This window comes from Rhodobacter sp. SY28-1 (assembly GCF_005222785.1).
Classification (GTDB): domain Bacteria; phylum Pseudomonadota; class Alphaproteobacteria; order Rhodobacterales; family Rhodobacteraceae; genus Tabrizicola.
In genome coordinates this window covers 769,515-787,318 of sequence record NZ_STGH01000001.1, presented here as the reverse complement: position 1 = coordinate 787,318, position 17,804 = coordinate 769,515, and the positions used below count along the sequence as shown (strand labels likewise).

17 protein-coding genes are annotated in these 17,804 nt (G+C 65.9%); 9 read left to right on the top strand and 8 right to left on the bottom strand.

Annotated features, from left to right (window positions below; genetic code table 11):
- Positions 1-118: 118 nt before the first annotated feature.
- Positions 119-1,465, top strand: a complete 1,347-nt coding sequence (locus E8M84_RS03900) for a PP2C family protein-serine/threonine phosphatase (protein ID WP_394347382.1) — start codon at positions 119-121, stop codon at positions 1,463-1,465.
- Here E8M84_RS03900 and E8M84_RS03895 read toward each other — a convergent pair.
- Complete coding sequence (locus E8M84_RS03895) at positions 1,391-1,828, bottom strand: NUDIX hydrolase (protein WP_137109852.1); 438 nt, start codon at positions 1,826-1,828, stop codon at positions 1,391-1,393. The genes E8M84_RS03900 and E8M84_RS03895 overlap by 75 nt on opposite strands.
- Positions 1,829-1,908: 80 nt before the next feature.
- Between E8M84_RS03895 and E8M84_RS03890 the strand changes: the two genes are divergently transcribed.
- The 7 genes from E8M84_RS03890 (at position 1,909) to E8M84_RS03860 (ending at position 10,444) form a co-directional block, all read left to right on the top strand.
- Entirely contained in the window at positions 1,909-2,892 is a 984-nt protein-coding gene (locus tag E8M84_RS03890) for an Hsp33 family molecular chaperone HslO (RefSeq protein WP_137109851.1), read from the top strand.
- A complete protein-coding gene (locus E8M84_RS03885) occupies positions 2,889-3,485 on the top strand; it encodes a CoA pyrophosphatase (RefSeq protein ID WP_137109850.1) in 597 nt (198 codons plus the stop codon). Before E8M84_RS03890 ends, E8M84_RS03885 begins: the two co-directional genes overlap by 4 nt.
- Positions 3,482-4,630 (top strand): CCA tRNA nucleotidyltransferase, encoded by a 1,149-nt coding sequence (locus E8M84_RS03880; RefSeq protein ID WP_137109849.1) that lies wholly within the window; start codon positions 3,482-3,484, stop codon positions 4,628-4,630. Before E8M84_RS03885 ends, E8M84_RS03880 begins: the two co-directional genes overlap by 4 nt.
- 162 nt (positions 4,631-4,792) lie before the next feature.
- Positions 4,793-6,640 (top strand): ABC transporter ATP-binding protein, encoded by a 1,848-nt coding sequence (locus E8M84_RS03875; RefSeq protein ID WP_137109848.1) that lies wholly within the window; start codon positions 4,793-4,795, stop codon positions 6,638-6,640.
- Positions 6,641-6,782: 142 nt separating this feature from the next.
- Positions 6,783-8,639 carry an ABC transporter ATP-binding protein gene (locus E8M84_RS03870; RefSeq protein ID WP_137109847.1) on the top strand — a complete coding sequence of 619 codons (1,857 nt, stop codon included), beginning with the start codon at positions 6,783-6,785 and terminating at the stop codon, positions 8,637-8,639.
- Positions 8,636-9,862, top strand: a complete 1,227-nt coding sequence (locus tag E8M84_RS03865) for a class I SAM-dependent RNA methyltransferase (RefSeq protein ID WP_137109846.1) — start codon at positions 8,636-8,638, stop codon at positions 9,860-9,862. The genes E8M84_RS03870 and E8M84_RS03865 overlap by 4 nt, the downstream gene beginning before the upstream one ends.
- A 90-nt stretch (positions 9,863-9,952) precedes the next feature.
- On the top strand, positions 9,953-10,444 hold the full coding sequence (locus E8M84_RS03860) for a murein L,D-transpeptidase family protein (RefSeq protein WP_137109845.1): 492 nt from the start codon (positions 9,953-9,955) through the stop codon (positions 10,442-10,444).
- A gap of 45 nt (positions 10,445-10,489) precedes the next feature.
- Here the strand turns inward: E8M84_RS03860 and E8M84_RS03855 are convergent, their stop codons facing one another.
- Entirely contained in the window at positions 10,490-10,996 is a 507-nt protein-coding gene (locus E8M84_RS03855; RefSeq protein WP_137109844.1) for a CAP domain-containing protein, read from the bottom strand.
- 175 nt (positions 10,997-11,171) lie between these two features.
- Between E8M84_RS03855 and E8M84_RS03850 the strand changes: the two genes are divergently transcribed.
- Positions 11,172-11,762: a L,D-transpeptidase gene (locus tag E8M84_RS03850; RefSeq protein ID WP_137109843.1), complete on the top strand. Its 591-nt coding sequence runs from the start codon at positions 11,172-11,174 to the stop codon at positions 11,760-11,762.
- Between the two features lie 63 nt (positions 11,763-11,825).
- Here E8M84_RS03850 and E8M84_RS03845 read toward each other — a convergent pair whose 3' ends face one another.
- The 6 genes from E8M84_RS03845 to E8M84_RS03820 all read right to left on the bottom strand — a co-directional run bounded on the left by E8M84_RS03845 (position 11,826) and on the right by E8M84_RS03820 (position 17,802).
- Positions 11,826-13,556 (bottom strand): aconitase X, encoded by a 1,731-nt coding sequence (locus tag E8M84_RS03845; RefSeq protein WP_205914560.1) that lies wholly within the window; start codon positions 13,554-13,556, stop codon positions 11,826-11,828.
- Between the two features lie 54 nt (positions 13,557-13,610).
- Complete coding sequence (locus tag E8M84_RS03840) at positions 13,611-14,804, bottom strand: RNA polymerase sigma factor (protein WP_137109841.1); 1,194 nt, start codon at positions 14,802-14,804, stop codon at positions 13,611-13,613.
- The gene (locus E8M84_RS03835) at positions 14,804-15,160 is read right to left on the bottom strand and encodes a YciI family protein (RefSeq protein WP_137109840.1); all 357 of its coding nucleotides are present in this window, start codon (positions 15,158-15,160) and stop codon (positions 14,804-14,806) included. The genes E8M84_RS03840 and E8M84_RS03835 overlap by 1 nt, the downstream gene beginning before the upstream one ends.
- An 18-nt stretch (positions 15,161-15,178) precedes the next feature.
- Positions 15,179-15,625 carry a hypothetical protein gene (locus E8M84_RS03830; protein WP_137109839.1) on the bottom strand — a complete coding sequence of 149 codons (447 nt, stop codon included), beginning with the start codon at positions 15,623-15,625 and terminating at the stop codon, positions 15,179-15,181.
- 185 nt (positions 15,626-15,810) lie between these two features.
- Positions 15,811-16,911 carry a ferrochelatase gene (gene hemH, locus E8M84_RS03825; protein ID WP_137109838.1) on the bottom strand — a complete coding sequence of 367 codons (1,101 nt, stop codon included), beginning with the start codon at positions 16,909-16,911 and terminating at the stop codon, positions 15,811-15,813.
- A gap of 51 nt (positions 16,912-16,962) precedes the next feature.
- Positions 16,963-17,802: a methyltransferase domain-containing protein gene (locus E8M84_RS03820; RefSeq protein WP_137109837.1), complete on the bottom strand. Its 840-nt coding sequence runs from the start codon at positions 17,800-17,802 to the stop codon at positions 16,963-16,965.
- Positions 17,803-17,804: the final 2 nt, after the last annotated feature.

Below are 17,804 nucleotides of genomic sequence, written 5' to 3'. Positions count from 1 at the left end.
GACCCAAGGGGAAAATCTGGCACCTGGAGTGTTAACAAATGGTCGCCGGGCGCAGGCGAAACACACCGCATTTTAGCATTCACCTGGCGTTAAGCCCTGCCGCGCAGGTTGGCCTGACATGGTTGAAGAGGTTGACGTGTTGGCCACCGTGGTGGGGTTCAAATCGGAAATGCAGGCCGGCGACACGGCACGGCATGTCCTGGTTGTCGATGACAGCCGGGCGCAGCGCCATATGCTGACGATGCAACTCAAACGCTGGGGCTACCAGGTCAGCGAATGCGATTCGGGCCAGTCGGCGCTGGCGCTCTGTCGCACGCGGGACGTCGACATCATCCTCAGCGACTGGATGATGCCAGGAATGACCGGGATTGATTTCTGTCGCGAATTCAGGGCCTTGGGGCGAGAGTCCTATGGCTACTTCATCCTCCTGACCTCGAAATCCGAAAAGACCGAAATCGCCGACGGGCTTGAAGCCGGGGCCGACGACTTCCTGACCAAGCCTGTCGCGTCGAACGAGTTGCGCGCGCGACTGCGGGCCGGGGAACGCATGCTTGCGATGCAGGCCGAGGTGCTGGCCAAGAACAAGGTCATCGTCTCGACGCTCGTCGAACTGCAGAAGCTATACGATTCGCTCGACCGCGACCTGATCGAGGCGCGAAAGCTGCAGCAGACCCTCGTCCGCGACCGGGTGCGTGATTATGGCTGGGCCAGGGTCTCGCTTCTGTTGCGCAACTCGGGCCGCGTCGGGGGCGATCTGGTTGGCAGCTTCCCGGTCGACGCCAGCCGCTTTGTCGCCTATTCGATCGACGTATCGGGCCATGGCGTCGCCTCGGCGATGATGACGGCACGGCTTGCAGGCTTCTTGACCGGGTCCTCGCCCGACCAGAATCTCGCCTATGGCAAGGGTCCGGACGGCTCTCACGTCCTCCTGCCCCCCGAAGTGGTGGTTGAACGGTTCAACCGCCTCATGCTGGATGAAATCCAGGCCGAACAGTACTTTACCATGGCCTTCGCGGTGGTCGACCGTGACAGGGGTCGGCTTGGTCTGGTGCAGGCCGGGCACCCCCACCCCATCCTGATCCGCGCCGATGGCCGGATCGAGGAGTTGGGTCGTGGTGGCCTTCCCGTCGGCCTTCTGCCCGATGCCACTTTCGAACGGCAGGATCTGCCCATCGGCCCCGGCGACCGGCTGGTCCTCTTTTCGGACGGCTTCACCGAATGTCCCCTGCCCTCGGGCCGGGACTTCGGGCAGGACGGCCTGACCGAAAGCCTGCGCCGGTCCGCCCACCTGTCAGGGTCGGAATTGTTGGAGGCGCTGGTCTGGGACCTTGCGCAGCAGGCCGGCAGCGATTCGTTTCCCGACGACGTTTCCGGTGTCGTGGTCGACCTTCTAAAGCAAGACACGGGCCAGCATCGCCCGGTCCCCGTCATTGCCGAGGAGCGTCAGCCCCTCTTCGACGGGTAGCCAGACCGCCGTATGCCCCACCTCGCTGGGCGGACCCAGCCGCCGCACGGGCCGCGCCAGATAGACCGCGCAGACCTTCTCGGCCCAAAGATCGTATTCCGGCATGTAGGTGAACCGTCGGAACGCCCCCAGCCGCCGGGTCACCGCGATCTTCCAGCCTGTTTCTTCAAACACTTCGCGGTGCAGCGCCGCGATCGGCTGCTCACCCTTGTCTATCCCCCCGCCCGGCAGCTGGAACTCGGGGACAGGCTCGGCCTGATGCGTGGCCAGGATGTGGTCCCCCTGCAACAGAACCGCATAGACCCCCGGCCGCCGGATATAGCGTTGCCCTGCCTTCACCGCCTCGCCATAGCGCCGGATCATCGCCTAACCCCCTTGGACCTTCGGTTGCCCTGCCTATATAGGCGCGGTATGCCAGCAATTGGCACCATCAGGAAATCCCCATGACCATCGGTTCGCAAATCGCCTGGGACGATACCGTCCTGCCATTCCAGCTTGACGCCTCGGGCATCCGCGGCCGCGTCGCACGCCTTGATGGCGTCCTTGACCAGGTCCTGAAGCAGCATGCCTATCCGTCCGTGATCGAGGCCCTCGTCGCCGAAACTGCCCTGCTCACCGCGCTGATCGGCCAGACCATCAAGCTGCGCTGGAAGCTTTCGCTGCAGGTGCGCGGCAAGGGTCCTGCCCGGCTGATCGCAACCGACTACTACGGCCCGACCAAAGACGGCGAACCCGCCCGCATCCGCGCCTATGCCAGCTACGATGCCGACCGGCTGGACCTGAAGGCCGATCCCTTCTCCCAGATCGGCGAGGGCTACTTCGCCGTGATGATCGACCAGGGTGAAGGCATGGTCCCCTACCAGGGCTTCACCCCGATCGCCGGGAAAAGCCTGTCCGATTGCGCCCAGACCTACTTCGCCCAGTCCGAACAGATCCCGACCCGCTTCCAGCTGGCTTATGGCGAAAGCGCCGAACCCGGCCGCCCGCTGCACTGGCGCGCGGGCGGCATCATGCTGCAGCACATGCCCTCCGTTGGCGGGGTCGCCGCCGAACAGGGCAGCGGCGAGGGCGGCCTCCTGACCCATGCCGACATCCTCGGCGGCGCGGAATCGGATGACTGGAACCGCGCGAACCTCCTTCTCGACACCGTCGAGACGCTGGAGATGATCGGCCCCTCGGTCCCGCCGACCGACCTCCTTGTCCGCCTCTTCCACGAGGAAGGCCCCCGCGTCTTCGACGCCCAGCCGGTGCGTTTCGGGTGCTCCTGTTCGGAAGACAAGGTGCGCAACACCATGTCGATCTACAGCCAGAAGGACATCTCCAAGATGACGACCGAGGCCGGGGTCGTCACCGCTGACTGCCAGTTCTGCGGCGCGCATTACGAGCTTGACCCCAAGACCCTGGGGTTCGAGGCCGTGAAACCGTGACCGACCCCGAGGACGCCCTGCGCCAGGCGCTAGCCCGCCCCGCCGGGCCGTCCTCGGATTTCGACCTGAACCCGGGCATCCGGCCCCCCGCAGACAAGCTCCTGCGCCCCGCCGCCGTGCTGGTCCCGGTCTGGCTGCGCCATGACGGCCCGCGCCTGATCCTGACCAAACGCTCCTCGCACCTCAAGCACCACCCCGGCCAGATCGCCTTTCCCGGCGGCAAGGTCGACCCCACCGACGCCAGCCCCGAAGCCGCCGCCCTGCGGGAAACCCGCGAGGAAATCGGCCTTCCCGAGACCCGCGTCGAAATCCTCGGCACCCTCCCCATCCACGAAACCGTCACCGGCTTCGCCGTCACCCCCTTCGTCGGCCTGATCCGCGGCCCCTTCGACCCTACCCCTGAGGCAGGAGAGGTCGAGGAGGTCTTCACCGTCCCCCTGACCCACGTTCTCACCCCCGCCCGCTTCGCCATCGAACGCAGGCAATGGATGGGCGTCTGGCGCCGCTACTATGCCGTCCCCTACGGCCCCTATTACATCTGGGGCGCCACCGCGCGTATCCTGCGGGGGTTGGCGGACCGGGTAGGGCAATGAAAGTAGCAGGCGACTGGCTGGACCATCCGGGCACGCAAGCCCTGGTGCAGGCGCTGGAAACTGCGGGCCACAAGGCCCTGTTCGTGGGCGGCTGTGTCCGCAATGCGCTGATGGGCGTCCCGGTCTCGGATATCGACATCTCCACCGATGCGCCGCCCGAAGCAGTCTCTGACATTGCCGAAACGTCAGGCTTCAAACCCGTCCCCACCGGCATCGACCACGGCACTGTCACCGTCGTGGCCGAGGGCAAACCGCACGAAGTCACCACCTTCCGCCGCGACGTCGAAACCGACGGCCGCCGCGCCGTGGTGGCCTTCTCCGACAAGATCGAGGAAGACGCCCAACGCCGCGACTTCACGATGAACGCGCTTTACGCCGACCGGCAGGGCACCGTCATCGACCCGCTGAACGGCCTCCCCGACCTCCTCTCCCGCCGCGTCCGCTTTGTGGGCGACCCCGAAACCCGCATCCGCGAGGACTACCTCCGCATCCTGCGTTTCTTCCGCTTCCACGCCGCCTACGGCGACCCGGCCGAAGGCCTCGACCCCGAAGGCCTCGCCGCCTGCGCCGCGCTGCAAGAAGGCCTCGACGGCATTTCCAGGGAACGCATCACCGCCGAACTGCGCAAACTTCTTGCCGCCCGCGATCCCGCGCCCGCGGTCGCCGCCATGTCCCACGCTGGAATCCTGACCCGCATCCTCCCCGGCGCGGACCCCCGGGCCCTTGCACCCCTTGTCCACTTGGAAGGCAGCCAAGAGCCGCGCTGGGAACGGCGTCTCGCAATCCTTGGTGGCACCGGCATCGGCGAGGCCCTTCGCCTGTCGCGTGCCGAAGAACGCAGGGTCGACACGCTTCGGCAGGCAGCGTCCAGCGTTCACACGATGGCTGCTTTGGGTTCAGTCCATGGCTTCCGGCTTGGCCTGGATGCGGCCCTGGTGCGGGCTGCGTCTCTCGGGACAGCATTGCCAAATGACTGGGAAAAGGACATCGAGCGCGGCTCCTACACTCCCTTTCCCGTAACGGCATTCGACCTGATGCCCGCTCTGCAAGGCGAAGCGCTTGGAGCGAAACTCAAGGAACTGCACGAAAGCTGGCTCGCCTCTGACCTCACCCTCACCCGTGAGGACCTGCTGAAAGGGGCGTGACAATCCGCCGCGATTCGGCTAAGCACGGCGAACTCAAGAAGGAGACCAGCATGGAAAACGGGATTTCGCCAAGACTCGCCTGAGTTGGCCGATCCCGTCGTGGCGGCCGCCTGCAGGCACCGCTTCACCCCATCGCTGCACTTCGTTCAGGGTCTCCCCCCAATGTTTCGTTTCCTCGAAAACCTCGTCGATCCCTATCAGCCCTATGCTGAACAGGACGCCCCGCCCCGCAAGCTCTGGCCCTTCCTGAAGGACTACATCCGCCCGTTCAAAGGCATCTTCGCGATCACCGCCCTCTTCTCGGTCGGCAACGCGGTGCTGGACGTCGGCATGATCTGGTATCTCAGCCGCCTTGTGGACCTGATGACCGGCCAGACCCCCCAGGCCTTCCTGGAAAACCACTGGACCGAGATCATGATCGCCGCTTTCGTGATCCTGGTCATCCGCCCCCTGGTGGCAGGCGGCTCGGTAGGCCTTCTCCACAACACGATCCTCACGAACTTCGGCACGATGATGCGCTGGCGGGCGCACCGGCATGTCCTGCGCCAGCCCGTCGGCTGGTTCGAAAGCGACTTCGCGGGCCGCATCGCCAACCGCATCATGCAGGCCCCGCCTGCTGCCGGGGACGCGGTGTTCCAGGTCTTCGACATGGCAGCCTTCGCCGCCGCGACCTTCCTTGGCGCGCTTCTCATGCTGGCCAACTCCGACCCCCGCCTGATGGTGCCTTTGCTCCTCTGGCTTGTGGCCTACCTCGCCCTCATGCGCTGGACGATCCGCCGCGCGGGTCCCGCCGCGACGGCCTCCTCTGACGCGCGGTCAGCCGTCACGGGCCGCGTCGTGGACAGCTACACCAACATCCACTCGGTCAAGCTGTTCGCTCACCAGTCCAGCGAAGAGAACTACGCCAAGGAAGCCATCGAGAACGCCCGCACGACCTTCCAGAACGAAATGCGGATCGTCACCAAGATGGACGTGGCCCTGACCTTCATCAACGGCTTAATGATCCTGGGGGTCTCCGCACTTGCGATGTGGCTCTGGACCCACGACCTAGCCACCGTCGGCGTCGTCGCCGGGGCCGTGGCGCTGGTCCTGCGGCTGCATTCCATGACCTACTGGATCATGTGGGCCTCGACCCAGCTCGTCCAGAACCTCGGCACGCTTGCCGAAGGGATGGAGACAATCGCCCAACCCGTGACGCTGGTGGACAAACCCGGCGCGAAGCCCCTGGATTTCCGTCAGGGCCTCCTGGAGCTGAAGAACGTCTCGCACCACTACGGCCGCGGCTTCGGCGGCCTGAAGAACGTCAGCCTGACCATCCGCCCCGGCGAGAAGATCGGTGTCGTCGGTCGCTCTGGCGCGGGCAAATCCACGCTGGTCAAGCTGATCCTGCGCTTTTACGACACCGAAAGCGGGGCGATCCTGATCGACGGGCAGAACATCGGCGACGTGACGCAAGAGTCCTTGCGCCAGAAGATCGGCATGGTCCAGCAGGACAGCAGCCTCCTCCACCGCTCGGTCCGCGACAACATCCTCTACGGCCGCCCCGAGGCATCTGAAGCCGACATGATCGCCGCCGCGAAGAAGGCCGAGGCGCATGACTTCATCCTGACACTGGAAGACCCCCAGGGCCGCAGGGGCTACGACGCTCACGTCGGCGAACGCGGGGTGAAGCTGTCCGGTGGCCAGCGCCAGCGCGTCGCCATCGCCCGGGTGATCCTGAAGGATGCCCCGATCCTGATCCTGGACGAGGCGACCAGCGCTTTGGACAGCGAGGCCGAAGCCGCCATCCAGGGCGCCCTTTACGGCGTAATGGAGGGGAAAACGGTCATCGCCATCGCTCACCGCCTGTCCACCATCGCCGCGATGGACCGGATCGTGGTGCTGGAGGACGGCGAAGTCGTCGAGGACGGCCCCCACGCCGAACTCCTGCGGAAGGGCGGCCTCTACGCCCGCTTCTGGGCGCGGCAGTCGGGCGGCTTCATCGGTCTGGAAGAGGAAGCCGCCGAGTAACCCTCGTCGTTCGACTTCGTCTCCTCCTCGGCCCACCCGCGAGGAGGAACGAAGTCCCCGACGAGCCACTACACAGGGAACTGACCACAGGCGCACAGCGTAAACCCTTGCTTCGCCCCAAGGACCGGCCTACCTCTCCCCCATGAGCGCGCTTCAAAGCCTCGGCTCCCTCATCGACGCCTTCCGCCCCGCCGACGGCCCCCCGCCGCAACGGCTGGGCCCGTTCATGCGCTGGTCGCTGGCCGGCTCCTGGCCGATGCTCGTCATCGCGGGCATCCTGTCGTCTCTCGCAGGGGTCACCGAGGTCGTCTCCGCCCTCATCCTCGGCTGGGTGATCGACGCTGCCGTCAATTCCGGCCCGACCGATTTCTTCGCCGCCCACTGGAGCCTCGTCATCTGGTTCCTCGCCTTCTACCTGATCCTGCGCCCCCTCGCCTTCGCCGTATCCTCGGCCTCGAATAGCATCATCATCGGCCCGAACGTGATGCCCCTGGTCCTCAGCCGCCTCCACCGCTGGACGCTGGGCCAGGCGGTCACCTTCTTCGACAACGACTTCGCGGGCCGCATCGCGCAAAAGCAGATGCAGGCCGCCCGCGCCGTCACCGATGTCGCGACCGAAGTCATCAACACCGTCTGCTTCGCCCTCGCCTCCGTCATCGGCTCCGTCGCCTTCCTGATCGCCGTCGACTGGAAGGCCGCCATCGCGCTGGCCATCTGGCTGGTCGCCTACATCTTCCTGATCCGCTTCTTCATGCCGATGATCCGGGTCAACTCTGCTGCCCGCGCCTCCTCCCGCGCGATGGTCTCCGGCCAGGTCGTCGACACGATCACCAACATCAAGACCGTCAAGCTTTTCGCCCATGCCGCCTTCGAGGACCGCGTCGCCATCGACGCGATGGAGGTCTTTCGTGACCGCTCCCTCGAATTCGGCGTCATTTCCACCTGGTTCCGCTTTGCCCTGATGCTCCTGGCCGGGGTCCTCCCCGTCCTCCTGATCGGCGGCACCGTCCTTCTCTGGCAGCAGGGCGCGGCCACCGCAGGCGACATAGCCGCCGCGGGCGCCATCGCCCTGCGGATCGCCCAGATGTCGGGCTGGGTCAGCTTCACCCTGATGTCGATCTACACGAGCGTAGGCGAAGTCGAAGACGGCATGCGCACCCTCTCCGTCCCCCACACCCTTGCCGATGCGCCTGACGCCGAAACACTGCCCCGCATCAAGGGCGAGGTCCATTTCGACAACGTCACCTTCGCCTATGGCCGCGAACGGGGCGGTGTCCGTGACATCGACCTGACCATCCGCGCCGGGGAAAAGCTGGGCATCGTGGGCGCCTCGGGGGCAGGAAAATCCTCGCTCGTCTCGCTTCTTCTGCGCCTCTACGACCCCGAACAGGGCCGCATCACGGTGGACGGCTTCGACCTGCGCAAGGTTACCCAGGAAAGCTTGCGCAAGCAGATCGGCATGGTCACGCAGGAAACCGCGATGTTCAACCGGTCGGCCCGCGACAACATCGCCTACGGCCGCCCCGAGGCGTCGGAGGCCGAAATCATCGCCGCCGCCAAGGCTGCCGAAGCCGATGAGTTCATCAGCGGCATGCTCGACCACCAGGGCCGCAAGGGTTATGACGCCTTCCTCGGCGAACGCGGGGTCAAGCTCTCCGGTGGCCAGCGCCAGCGCATCGCCCTTGCCCGCGCCTTCCTCAAGGACGCCCCGATTCTTGTGCTGGACGAAGCAACCTCCGCCCTCGACTCCGAGGTCGAAGCCAGCATCCAGGAAGCCCTTGGCCGCGTCATGCAGGGCAAGACCGTCCTCGCCATCGCCCACCGCCTGTCCACCATCGCCGCGATGGACCGGATCATCGTCCTGGACCGGGGCCGGATCGTCGAAGTCGGCAGCCATGACGAACTACTGGCCAAAGACGGGCTTTACGCGCGCTACTGGAAACGGCAATCAGGCGGCTTCATCGGCACCGAAGACGAAGAAGCGGAAGCGGCAGAGTGATCGTCACCATCGAACGGCTGGGCCACCTTGGCCACGGCATCGCACGCGACCAAGATTTGCGACCAATCTACGTCCCCGGCACCCTGCCGGGTGAGGTGGTCGAGGGCACGCCTGATGGCGACAAGCTGATCGATGCAAAAATCACCACCCCCTCGACCGACCGCGTCAAACCGCCCTGCCGCCACGCCCGCGCCTGCGGCGGCTGCCAGTTGCAACATGCGTCCGACGCCTTCGTGGCGGGTTGGAAGCAAGAGGTGGTCCAGAACGCTCTCGCCGGTCAGGGCCTCACCGCCGATTTCCTACCTTTGGTGACTTCCCCGGCCCGCAGCCGCCGCCGCGCCACGCTCTCCGCCCGCCGCACCAAATCCGGCGTCCTGATCGGCTTCCACGGCCGCGCCTCGGACACCATCGCCGAAATCCCCGACTGCCAGCTTCTCCACCCCGGCATCCTCGCCGCCTTCCCCGGCCTGCAAGCCCTGGTGATGGCCGGAGGATCGCGCACGACCGAGCTTTCCCTGCAAGTCACCCTCACCCGCGGCGGCCCCGATGTCATGGTCACCGGCGGCAAACCGCTTGACGCCAGCCTCCGCCTCGACCTCGCCCGCCTGGTCGAGACGCACGCCTTCTCCCGCCTCACCTGGGACGGCGAGACGGTAGCCCTGCGCGACCGCCCTGCCCTGACGATGGGCGCCGCCACTGTCGTCCCCCCCGCCGGGGCGTTCCTTCAGGCGACGCAAGAAGGCGAAGCCGCCCTTCTGTCCGCCGTCCGCCAAGCCCTCGGCCCCCAGAAGCGCATCGTCGACCTGTTCTCCGGCGTCGGCACCTTTACCCTGCCTTTGGCCGAAACCATGGAAATCCACGCCGTCGAAGGCGACGCCGCGATGACCAAGGCGCTCGACCTCGCCGCCCGCAACACGCCGAACCTTCACCGCATCAGCGTGGAAACCCGCGACCTCTTCCGCCGCCCGCTCGAACCCGACGAGCTTCGCCCCTTTACTGGCGCCGTCATCGACCCCCCGCGCGCCGGGGCCGAGGCCCAGACTGCCACCCTGGCCGCTTCGACTATCCCCGTGCTCGCCGCCGTCTCCTGCAACCCCGTCACCTTCGCGCGGGACGCCAAGGCCCTCACCGCCAAAGGCTACCGGCTCGACTGGGTCCAGGTCATCGACCAGTTCCGCTGGTCCACCCATATCGAGCTTGTCGCCCGCTTCTCCCGCCCCTGACATATCCGTGAAGCCCAGCGCCCTTTGCCGCACTAGGCAAATCACCCGGATTCCTGTATCGGTTGGAAAAAAATAATGGCGGGCAAGGGCATGCGGTTTCTCGGTTGGTTGGCGATCCTGGTGGCCGTGATCGGCCTTTCAGGCTGCGGCTCGAAGTTCAAGCGCTACAACGGGCCAGAGGTCACGCAGGTCCAGGTCCACAAGGCCGACCGCAAGATGTACCTTTTCCACAACGACAGGATCCTGAAGACCTACGACATCGCCCTTGGCTTCGCGCCCGAGGGGCACAAGCAATTCGAAGGCGACGGCAAGACGCCGGAGGGTCAGTACTTCATCAGCCACAAGAACCCGGATTCGCAGTATCATCTGTCGCTCGGCATCTCTTACCCGAACGCGGCCGACATCGCCTTTGCCGAATCCCAGGGCAAGACGCCCGGCGGGGACATCTTCATCCATGGCGGCCCGAACAACCCGGTCTCGAAACGCGACTGGACCTGGGGCTGCATCGCGCTCACCGACAAGGAAATGGAACGGGTCTACTCGATGGTGAAACCCGGCACGCCGATCATCATCCTGCCATGAAGAAGGGGGCCCGCAGGCCCCCGATTACACCGATCTCTCCGGGCCTCAGGCGCCCGTCAGCATTGTCCACCAGATCTTGCCGCCCGGCTCCTGATACCAGGCAAAACCCAGCCGCGTCGCCATCGGGTCCATGATCACCACCCGCGTATCCGGCTGCGCCATCCAGGACGACAGCGTCTCCAGCTCGGTCTCGTAGGTCTCCGAGATGTTCTCGCCCAGGAACCGCCCGGTGAACCCGCTGCGCTGGACGCGCACCAGCGGCGACGAGCCATCGGACCCGAAGTGCCAGGGCCGGTTCTGCACCGACATGTCGCGCGCATGCGTCTCGGCCGCCGCGTTCAGGCTGGCATCAAAGCTCACCTGCGGCAGGCCCTTGGCGGACCGCAGAGTGTTCATCGAATCAAGAAAGCGGAACGAGACTTCGCGCGCGTCATTGATCTTGTAGACCCGCGGCAGGGGCCTGCCGTCCGCGCCGACGACCGGCTCGCTTGTCGTGCCACAGGCTGCAAGGGCCAGGAACATCCCCTGGGCCAGAAAAAGGCGTCTATCCATTCCGTCCACCAGATCAAAGCCGCCTCAAAGCGGCTGTCCGGCCCCTCTTAGCGGAAGCTTGCAGCAGGTTCAAACAGGCTTCTGCCCATCGGCGGATGCTGACAGGTCTTTGATTTGCGACTTTCCGTCAAAGCGGCTATACGGCGCCCAAATACGGTCTTTAGGAGTTTCGGCCATGACGGACGGCAAGGTGAACCGCCGCGCGGTTCTGGGTGGGGCAGTGGGTGTTGCCGGACTTGCGGCGCTTCCTGCCTTTGCTCAGGAAGGAAGCACGGAATTTGCGGAACCCGCCTCTTCGGTGCGCAACAACATCTCCAGCTTCCGAATGCTCAACTGGCAGGACTACTTCGACAACACCCGCAACGGTGTGATCCTTGCCGACACCACCTCGCGCGCGCTGCATTACTGGTCCGAGGATCAGTCGATCTACCGTCTCTACCCGACCTCGGTGCCGCTGAACGAAGAATTGACCCGGCGCGGCCTGACCTCGGTCGTCCAGAAGGTCGTCAACCCGACCTGGCGCCCGACTGCCAACATGCTGCAGCGCAACCCGGAATGGCCCCCGGTCGTCGAGGGCGGTGCCCCGGACAACCCGCTGGGCACCCGTGCCCTCTATCTGGGCTGGCCCGCCTACCGCGTCCACGGCACCCATGACACCCGCAAGATCGGCCGCCGCTCGTCCTCGGGCTGCATCGGCCTCTACAACGAACACATCGAAGAGTTGTTCGAGTTTGCCAAGGTCGGCACTCAGGTCCGCCTGATCTGATCCGACCCTCACAGACGCAAGACAGGACCGCGGCGCCGCAAGGCCCGCGGTCTTTTCTTTGGCTCAACCCCCGCGCAGCCAACCAGGCGGTGTCCTGTCGATCCGGCCGCTGCAGGCAGCTTCGACGCAGACGGCGAGGCTGGCAAAGTGAAAGCCCTTGCCTGTCGCAGGTGGCCCGTAATGCGCATACTTGCCAGAGTTGGTGGCGATGTTTCGCACCGACTTCGGCACCACTGGCTCGGCGATGAAGCACCAGCAGGTGTCGTTCAGCAGCTCGCCACCAAAGGCCCGGACCCTGTCGATCAGACCCGCAGCCTGGGCCTTCGCGTGGACATCCCGACCGCAGGTGACGATCAGCCGGACCCCCTCCGCCTTCCGCCGCCCGTCACACAACCGGGCCAGCGCCGCCATCTCGGTCAGCGAGAAATGCGGATTGCCGAGGCTCACCATGTCCACATGCGGCTCGGGCGCGATGTTCAGCTCTGCCCAGGTCTCGGCCAGGTCCTCCAGCGAGACCTGCACCACCCGGACACCCACCGCCAGCACAGCCTCCGCGGTCGTGGCTTCCGGCGTCACCCCAAGGATATGGAACATCGGCGCGGCCGAGGTCGTGGCAAAGGCCGCCCCAAAGGCCTTCAGATCGTCGTGGCTCACCGCCCGCCCTTCAAGCCCGCAGATCAGCGGGATGTCGTTCGTTGCGATCTTGCCCAGGTGATAGCCCAGCAACGGAAAGAACAGGTCGTCCAGATCGCCCAAGGGGGGCAAGTCCAGCCGGATCGAGGCCTTCCGCCCGGCGTCCAGATAACAATCCGCCGCCGGCGCCCGGCCCGCAAGCGCGACCAGGATATCCAGATAATCCGGGTATTTCAGTGTCCGCGCGCCCAGGACCGAATTCGCAAAGACCACCGCGTTCGACTCGCCCCAGGCGATGTTCTGCCCAGGCCTCGGCGCCCCCTCCAGCAGATAGGGCGCACAGGTATAGGTGGGCTTCGCACCCATCTCGACATAGGCCTCGGCCAGCGCATCCGTCGCCTCGCCCAGCACCTTGTCCACCCCCTGCGCCCGCCACTGCCGCCGGTCGACGCAGACCGCGTTCATCGTCGTCGGCACCCTGACGCGCGCACCCAGATCGCACAGCTTCCGCGCAAACGTCAGCCCCGCTGGTCCCTGGTAAAAAACCCCGTCCAGATGCGCCATCTCGACATCAACCAACTCCGTCGCCCCCTCGATCCGCGCCGTCTGCAACACGATGCGCATCGCGATCCTTGCCGCCTCGCCGAACTCCCCCGCAAGGAACCGGCGGTCGAGGTCGCTCAACCTGAATTCGGCCGGATCGGGCTGCGGCAACACAAAGCTTGTCGGCAGGTCGGTCAGTGCCTCTGTAGCCCGAATGCTGTCCCCCTCGATCCGCGCAAACCGCGCCCCCGCCAGCGCCGCAAACCCCGCCTCGTCCAGTTGAAGCACCGGTGTCCCGCGCTGGAACAGCTCTGCGGCGATCAGCACCCCCAAAGTCAGGATCGTCTCCTTGTGCCGGAACACCAAAGCCGAGGGCGCATGGCCGTTCATCAGCAACTCGAAGATCACCAGACTGCCCGAACACGACCCCCGCCCGCTGGGGAGGCACAGGACCTTCCCGGCGACCGATTGTCCGCACAAAGGATGATGCACGTCGATGATCCGCCCCGTCGCCGCATCGACCCCGCCCATGAAGCTTAGGCCCGTGTCCGCATGCAGCACCGCGCCACTCGCCTGACCCGCGATCAGAGCCTTTCCCCGCAGGGCTGAAATCGCCATCATATCCCCTCGTCCCGTGCCTTCGGGCAGGCTAGCACGGCGACTTGCCAAAGGTTAAGCCAACCCGAACTCCCGCCGCAGATGGGATTTCAGGCGGGCGTCCGTCGTGACAGCAAGGGCCGCTTCCGCCGCCCCGGAAAACTCGGCAGCACCCAGATCACGCAGGCAATGGGCCCGCAGCACCAGCGCCGGCTGGTAGGTTCGCGCCGCATCGGGCAAGGCCTCCAGCATCGCCAGCGCCCCTGCCGCATCCCCCTGCAGACGCCGGACCGCCGCATGCGCCACCTTCCCGCCCACGGTGGGGTGAAACCGCAGCAGAAGCTCATGCAGAGTGTCGAGCGCCGCAAGGTTCAGCTGCCCCGTGATCGCCCGCTGCGCATGGACCGACTGGATCGCCGCCTCACACTGAAACCGCCCGAACTGCCCGGCGCGCGCGGCCTGCGTTAGAAGCCCCTCCGCCTCGATCACCTGATCGCGGTCCCACAGAGCCGCATCCTGCTCGGACAAGGGCACGAAGACCTGCCCGTCCCGTGCCGCCCGCCGCGCATGGACATACAGCATCAGTGCCAGAAGGCCCTTCACCTCCGGCGCCTGGGGCATCAGCCCCATCAACACCCGCGCCAGATGGATCGCCTCCTCGGGCAGCCCCAGCCCCGCCGAGCCGTCCCAATCCGCCCCGAACGCACCGTAGATCGCCTCCAGCACATCGGCCAGCCGGTCCGGCAGATCGTCCGCATCGGGCAGGGCAAACCGCAGCCGCAACTCCTTGATCCGGGCCTTGGCGCGCACCAGCCGCTGGCCCATCGTCGAGGGCGGCACCAGAAACGCCGCCGCGATCCGCGCCGCATCCAGCCCCAGCACCGTCTGCAACATCAGCGGGGCTCGCGCCGCTGGATCAATTGCCGGATGGGCGCAGACGAACATCAGCGCCAGCCGCTCATCGGCCTGCACGGCAAGGTCGGCCCGCTCCTCGGCCCGAAGGATCAACTCCTCGGTCGCCGCCGCACGGGTCCGGTCATGCCGATGCAGGTTCGACACCCGATTCCGCGCCACGCTCAGAAGCCAGCCCTCCGGGTGTCCGGGCACGCCTTGCCGGGGCCAGACCTCCAGCGCCCGGGCAAAGGCTTCGGCCAGCGCCTCCTCGGCCAGCGGCAGATCGTGCGTCCCGGCCGCCAGAATCGCCAGCAGCCGCCCAAAGGACAGCCGCGCCGTCCGCTCGGCGACATGCCTGGCCGACGGCGCGCCCATCAGCTCATCGGCGGCAGGACCGGCCGCACTTCGACCGACCCGGCCAGGGCACAAGGGGCCTGCGCCGCCCAGTCCAGCGCCGCGTCCAGGTCTGGCACCTCGATCACGAAATAGCCGCCCAACTGCTCCTTGGTGTCGGCGAAGGGGCCGTCCTGCACATGCCGCTTGCCATCCACCACGCGCACCGTCGTCGCCAGCATCGGCCCCTGCAGACCGTCGCCCTTCACGATCACCCCGGCCTGTGCCATCGCGCCGATAAAGGCGTTCCAGCCGCCCCAATAGGCCTGCGTCTCCTCGGGATCGGTCCGGCGCGCGAATTCGGCAGCGGTCTCGTTCAGCATCAGCATGTATTGCATCGGTTCTCTCCCCGGAGCTCAGCGAAGAATGTCACGTTTAAAGGCGAAAAGCGCCAGCCCAAGACTCGCCGCAGCGATGGCGACAACCGTGGACAGGATCGCCAGCTGCATCGGCAGGATGTCGAACAGCCCATGCGCCCAGTCGCCCGCGAAAAGCGCCACATAGCCCACCAGCGACACGACCAGCACCGGCACCGCACTGCGCCGTTGCATCAACAGCAGGGCTGTCCCCAGCGTGCCGCCGAGCACGCCCACCGCAAAGACCAGCGTCATCCAGCCGGGCAGCGAGGTATAGGCTGCGGCCTGCGCCTCGGTCATGCCTTCGGCCATCAGACTGGTGGGCGTCTGGTTCAGGAACTTGCCGAACTGCCAGAGGCCGAACACATTCCAGGCAAGGGCAGCGCCCGCCGGAAGGGTCAGCCACAGCGGCCGTTTCGTGGTTTGGGGAAGGGGGAACGCGGTCATGGTCAACTCCTTTGTTGGGCCGGTCCAATGCCGGGCATAGGAGTGACCCGCGAGGGTCGGCGATTTCGACACCAGCCACGGGATTATTTTCTCGGGCCGTCCCGAAAAGGTTAAGACCACCCTAACGAAAATCTGCAAGTATCAGAAAATGCTAATGAAAACGGGAAGTGTCCACCGTGGACACATCACCCCTTCCGGGGCAGCCAGCCGCCCAGGTTCTCCTCGATCACTGCCACCAGCGCCTCGATATGGGCCGCTTCGTCGTTCAGACAGGGAATATAGGTGAACTCCTCGCCCCCCGCATGCTCGAAAGCCTCCCGGATCTCCCCGTTGATCTCCTCCAGCGTCTCGATGCAGTCGGCACTGAAGGCCGGGGCCATCACCGCGATCCGCTTTTTCCCCGCCTTCGCCAGCTCCGCCACATGCTCGACCGTGTAGGGTTTCAGCCACTCCTCACGCCCGAAGACCGACTGGAAGGTCGTGTCGATCGCCCCCTTCTCCCACCCCAGCCGCTCCCGCAGCAGACGCGAGGTCTTGGCACACTGGCAGTGATAGGGGTCGCCCTCCATCAGGTAGCGTTTTGGCATCCCGTGGTAGCTGGCGACCAGCACGTCGGGCCGATGATCGAGCCCCGCATAGGCCGTCTCGACCGACTTCGCCAGCGCGTCGATGTAGAGGGGGTGGTCGAAATACTCCGCCACGGTCCGCACCGCCGGCTGCCGCTTCTCCTTCATCAGCGCGCGGAAGAACTGGTCGTTCGCCGTGGCCGAGGTCGCCCCGGCGTAGTGGGGGTAAAGCGGGAAGAACAGCACCTTCTCGCAGCCTGCATCCACCATCGCCCGGACCTTCGCCTCGGTCGAGGGGTTGCCGTAGCGCATGCAGAAGTCGACCATCACTTCCGCCCCGTGCTTCTCGGCCATCATCTTGGCAATCGCCGCGGTCTGGGCCTTGGTGATCGTCAGCAGCGGACTTTCGTTCAGCTCCTCGTTCCAGATCAGCTTGTAGTTCGCCCCCGAGGTGAAGGGCCGCCTCGACAGAATGATGAGTTGAAGTAGCGGCTGCCACTTCCAGTCCGGGATGTCGACGACCCGCTTGTCCGACAGGAATTCGTTCAGATAGCGCCGCATCGACCAGTAGTCGTAGGCGTCCGGGGTCCCGAGGTTGGCCAGAAGCACCCCGATCCTGGCGCGACGGACGGGGGGATGGTCGGCGGGCGCATGGGAAAGGCGGCCCTCTCCCGGGGTGACGTCGGTCCCCGTCACGGCAGTGCTCCGGGCATCCAGCATGGTGTTCTTCCCAATGGTTCAGGACGGGACATAAGGGGTTGGTCGGCGGGGTCAACCGTCTTTGGGCAAGGGCGCCTCGGGAACACCCAGAGCATCCGCCAGCCGCGACTTGGCCGATCCCGGTCGCAGGGGCTGCTGCTGGCTGTCATGCGGGGCCCATCCGGTCAGGAACACCAGTTCTACCGTGGCAGGCAGACGGCCGGTATCGGTGGCAAAGCTTTCGGCATAGATCGCACCTGCTTCCGCCAGAACTGACCTCCCGGAAAACCGGCGCAGCCGACCGGCGAGGGCGTTCGTCTCGCCCGAGGCGCGGAGGTCGGCAAGGAGGGCGGGGAAGCTGCCATACTCCACGACCTGCTGCAGGCTGTCCGCCACCGGCAGCGCAAAGCCAGCGCGTTGCATCAGCCCTCCCAGATCGCGGATTTCGCCCATCGGGACGACACGGGGTGAAAGGCCGCCCGTCACCCGCGCTTCAGCCTCGGCCAGCGCCGACCGCAACTCATGCAAGCTGCGTCCCCCCGGAAGAACAGCGATGAACAGCCCATCCGGACGCAGGGCCCGGCGGCATTGCACCAGTTGGCCGAGCGGATCGTTCGACCAATGCAGCGTCATCGCATGAATCACAAGGTCATGCGCCCCGGGTGACAGGGCCAGCACCTCGTCATCTGTCACCTGCAGCGCATCAAGTCGCAGATTCTGCCAGATTTCGGGAAAAGCGCTCACCACGGCGGGCGCGGTAAACACTCTGTTAACCAGGGTGAGTCTTTCCTGAATGTCGGTCAGGGCAAGACGGTGCAGGAACATCGCCGCGTCGTGGTCGGGCAAAGTGCAGGCGCGGGCGCGGTGGCGGGCAAGTGCCTCGCGGTCGGTCAAGGTCGGGGCTTCGGTCATCG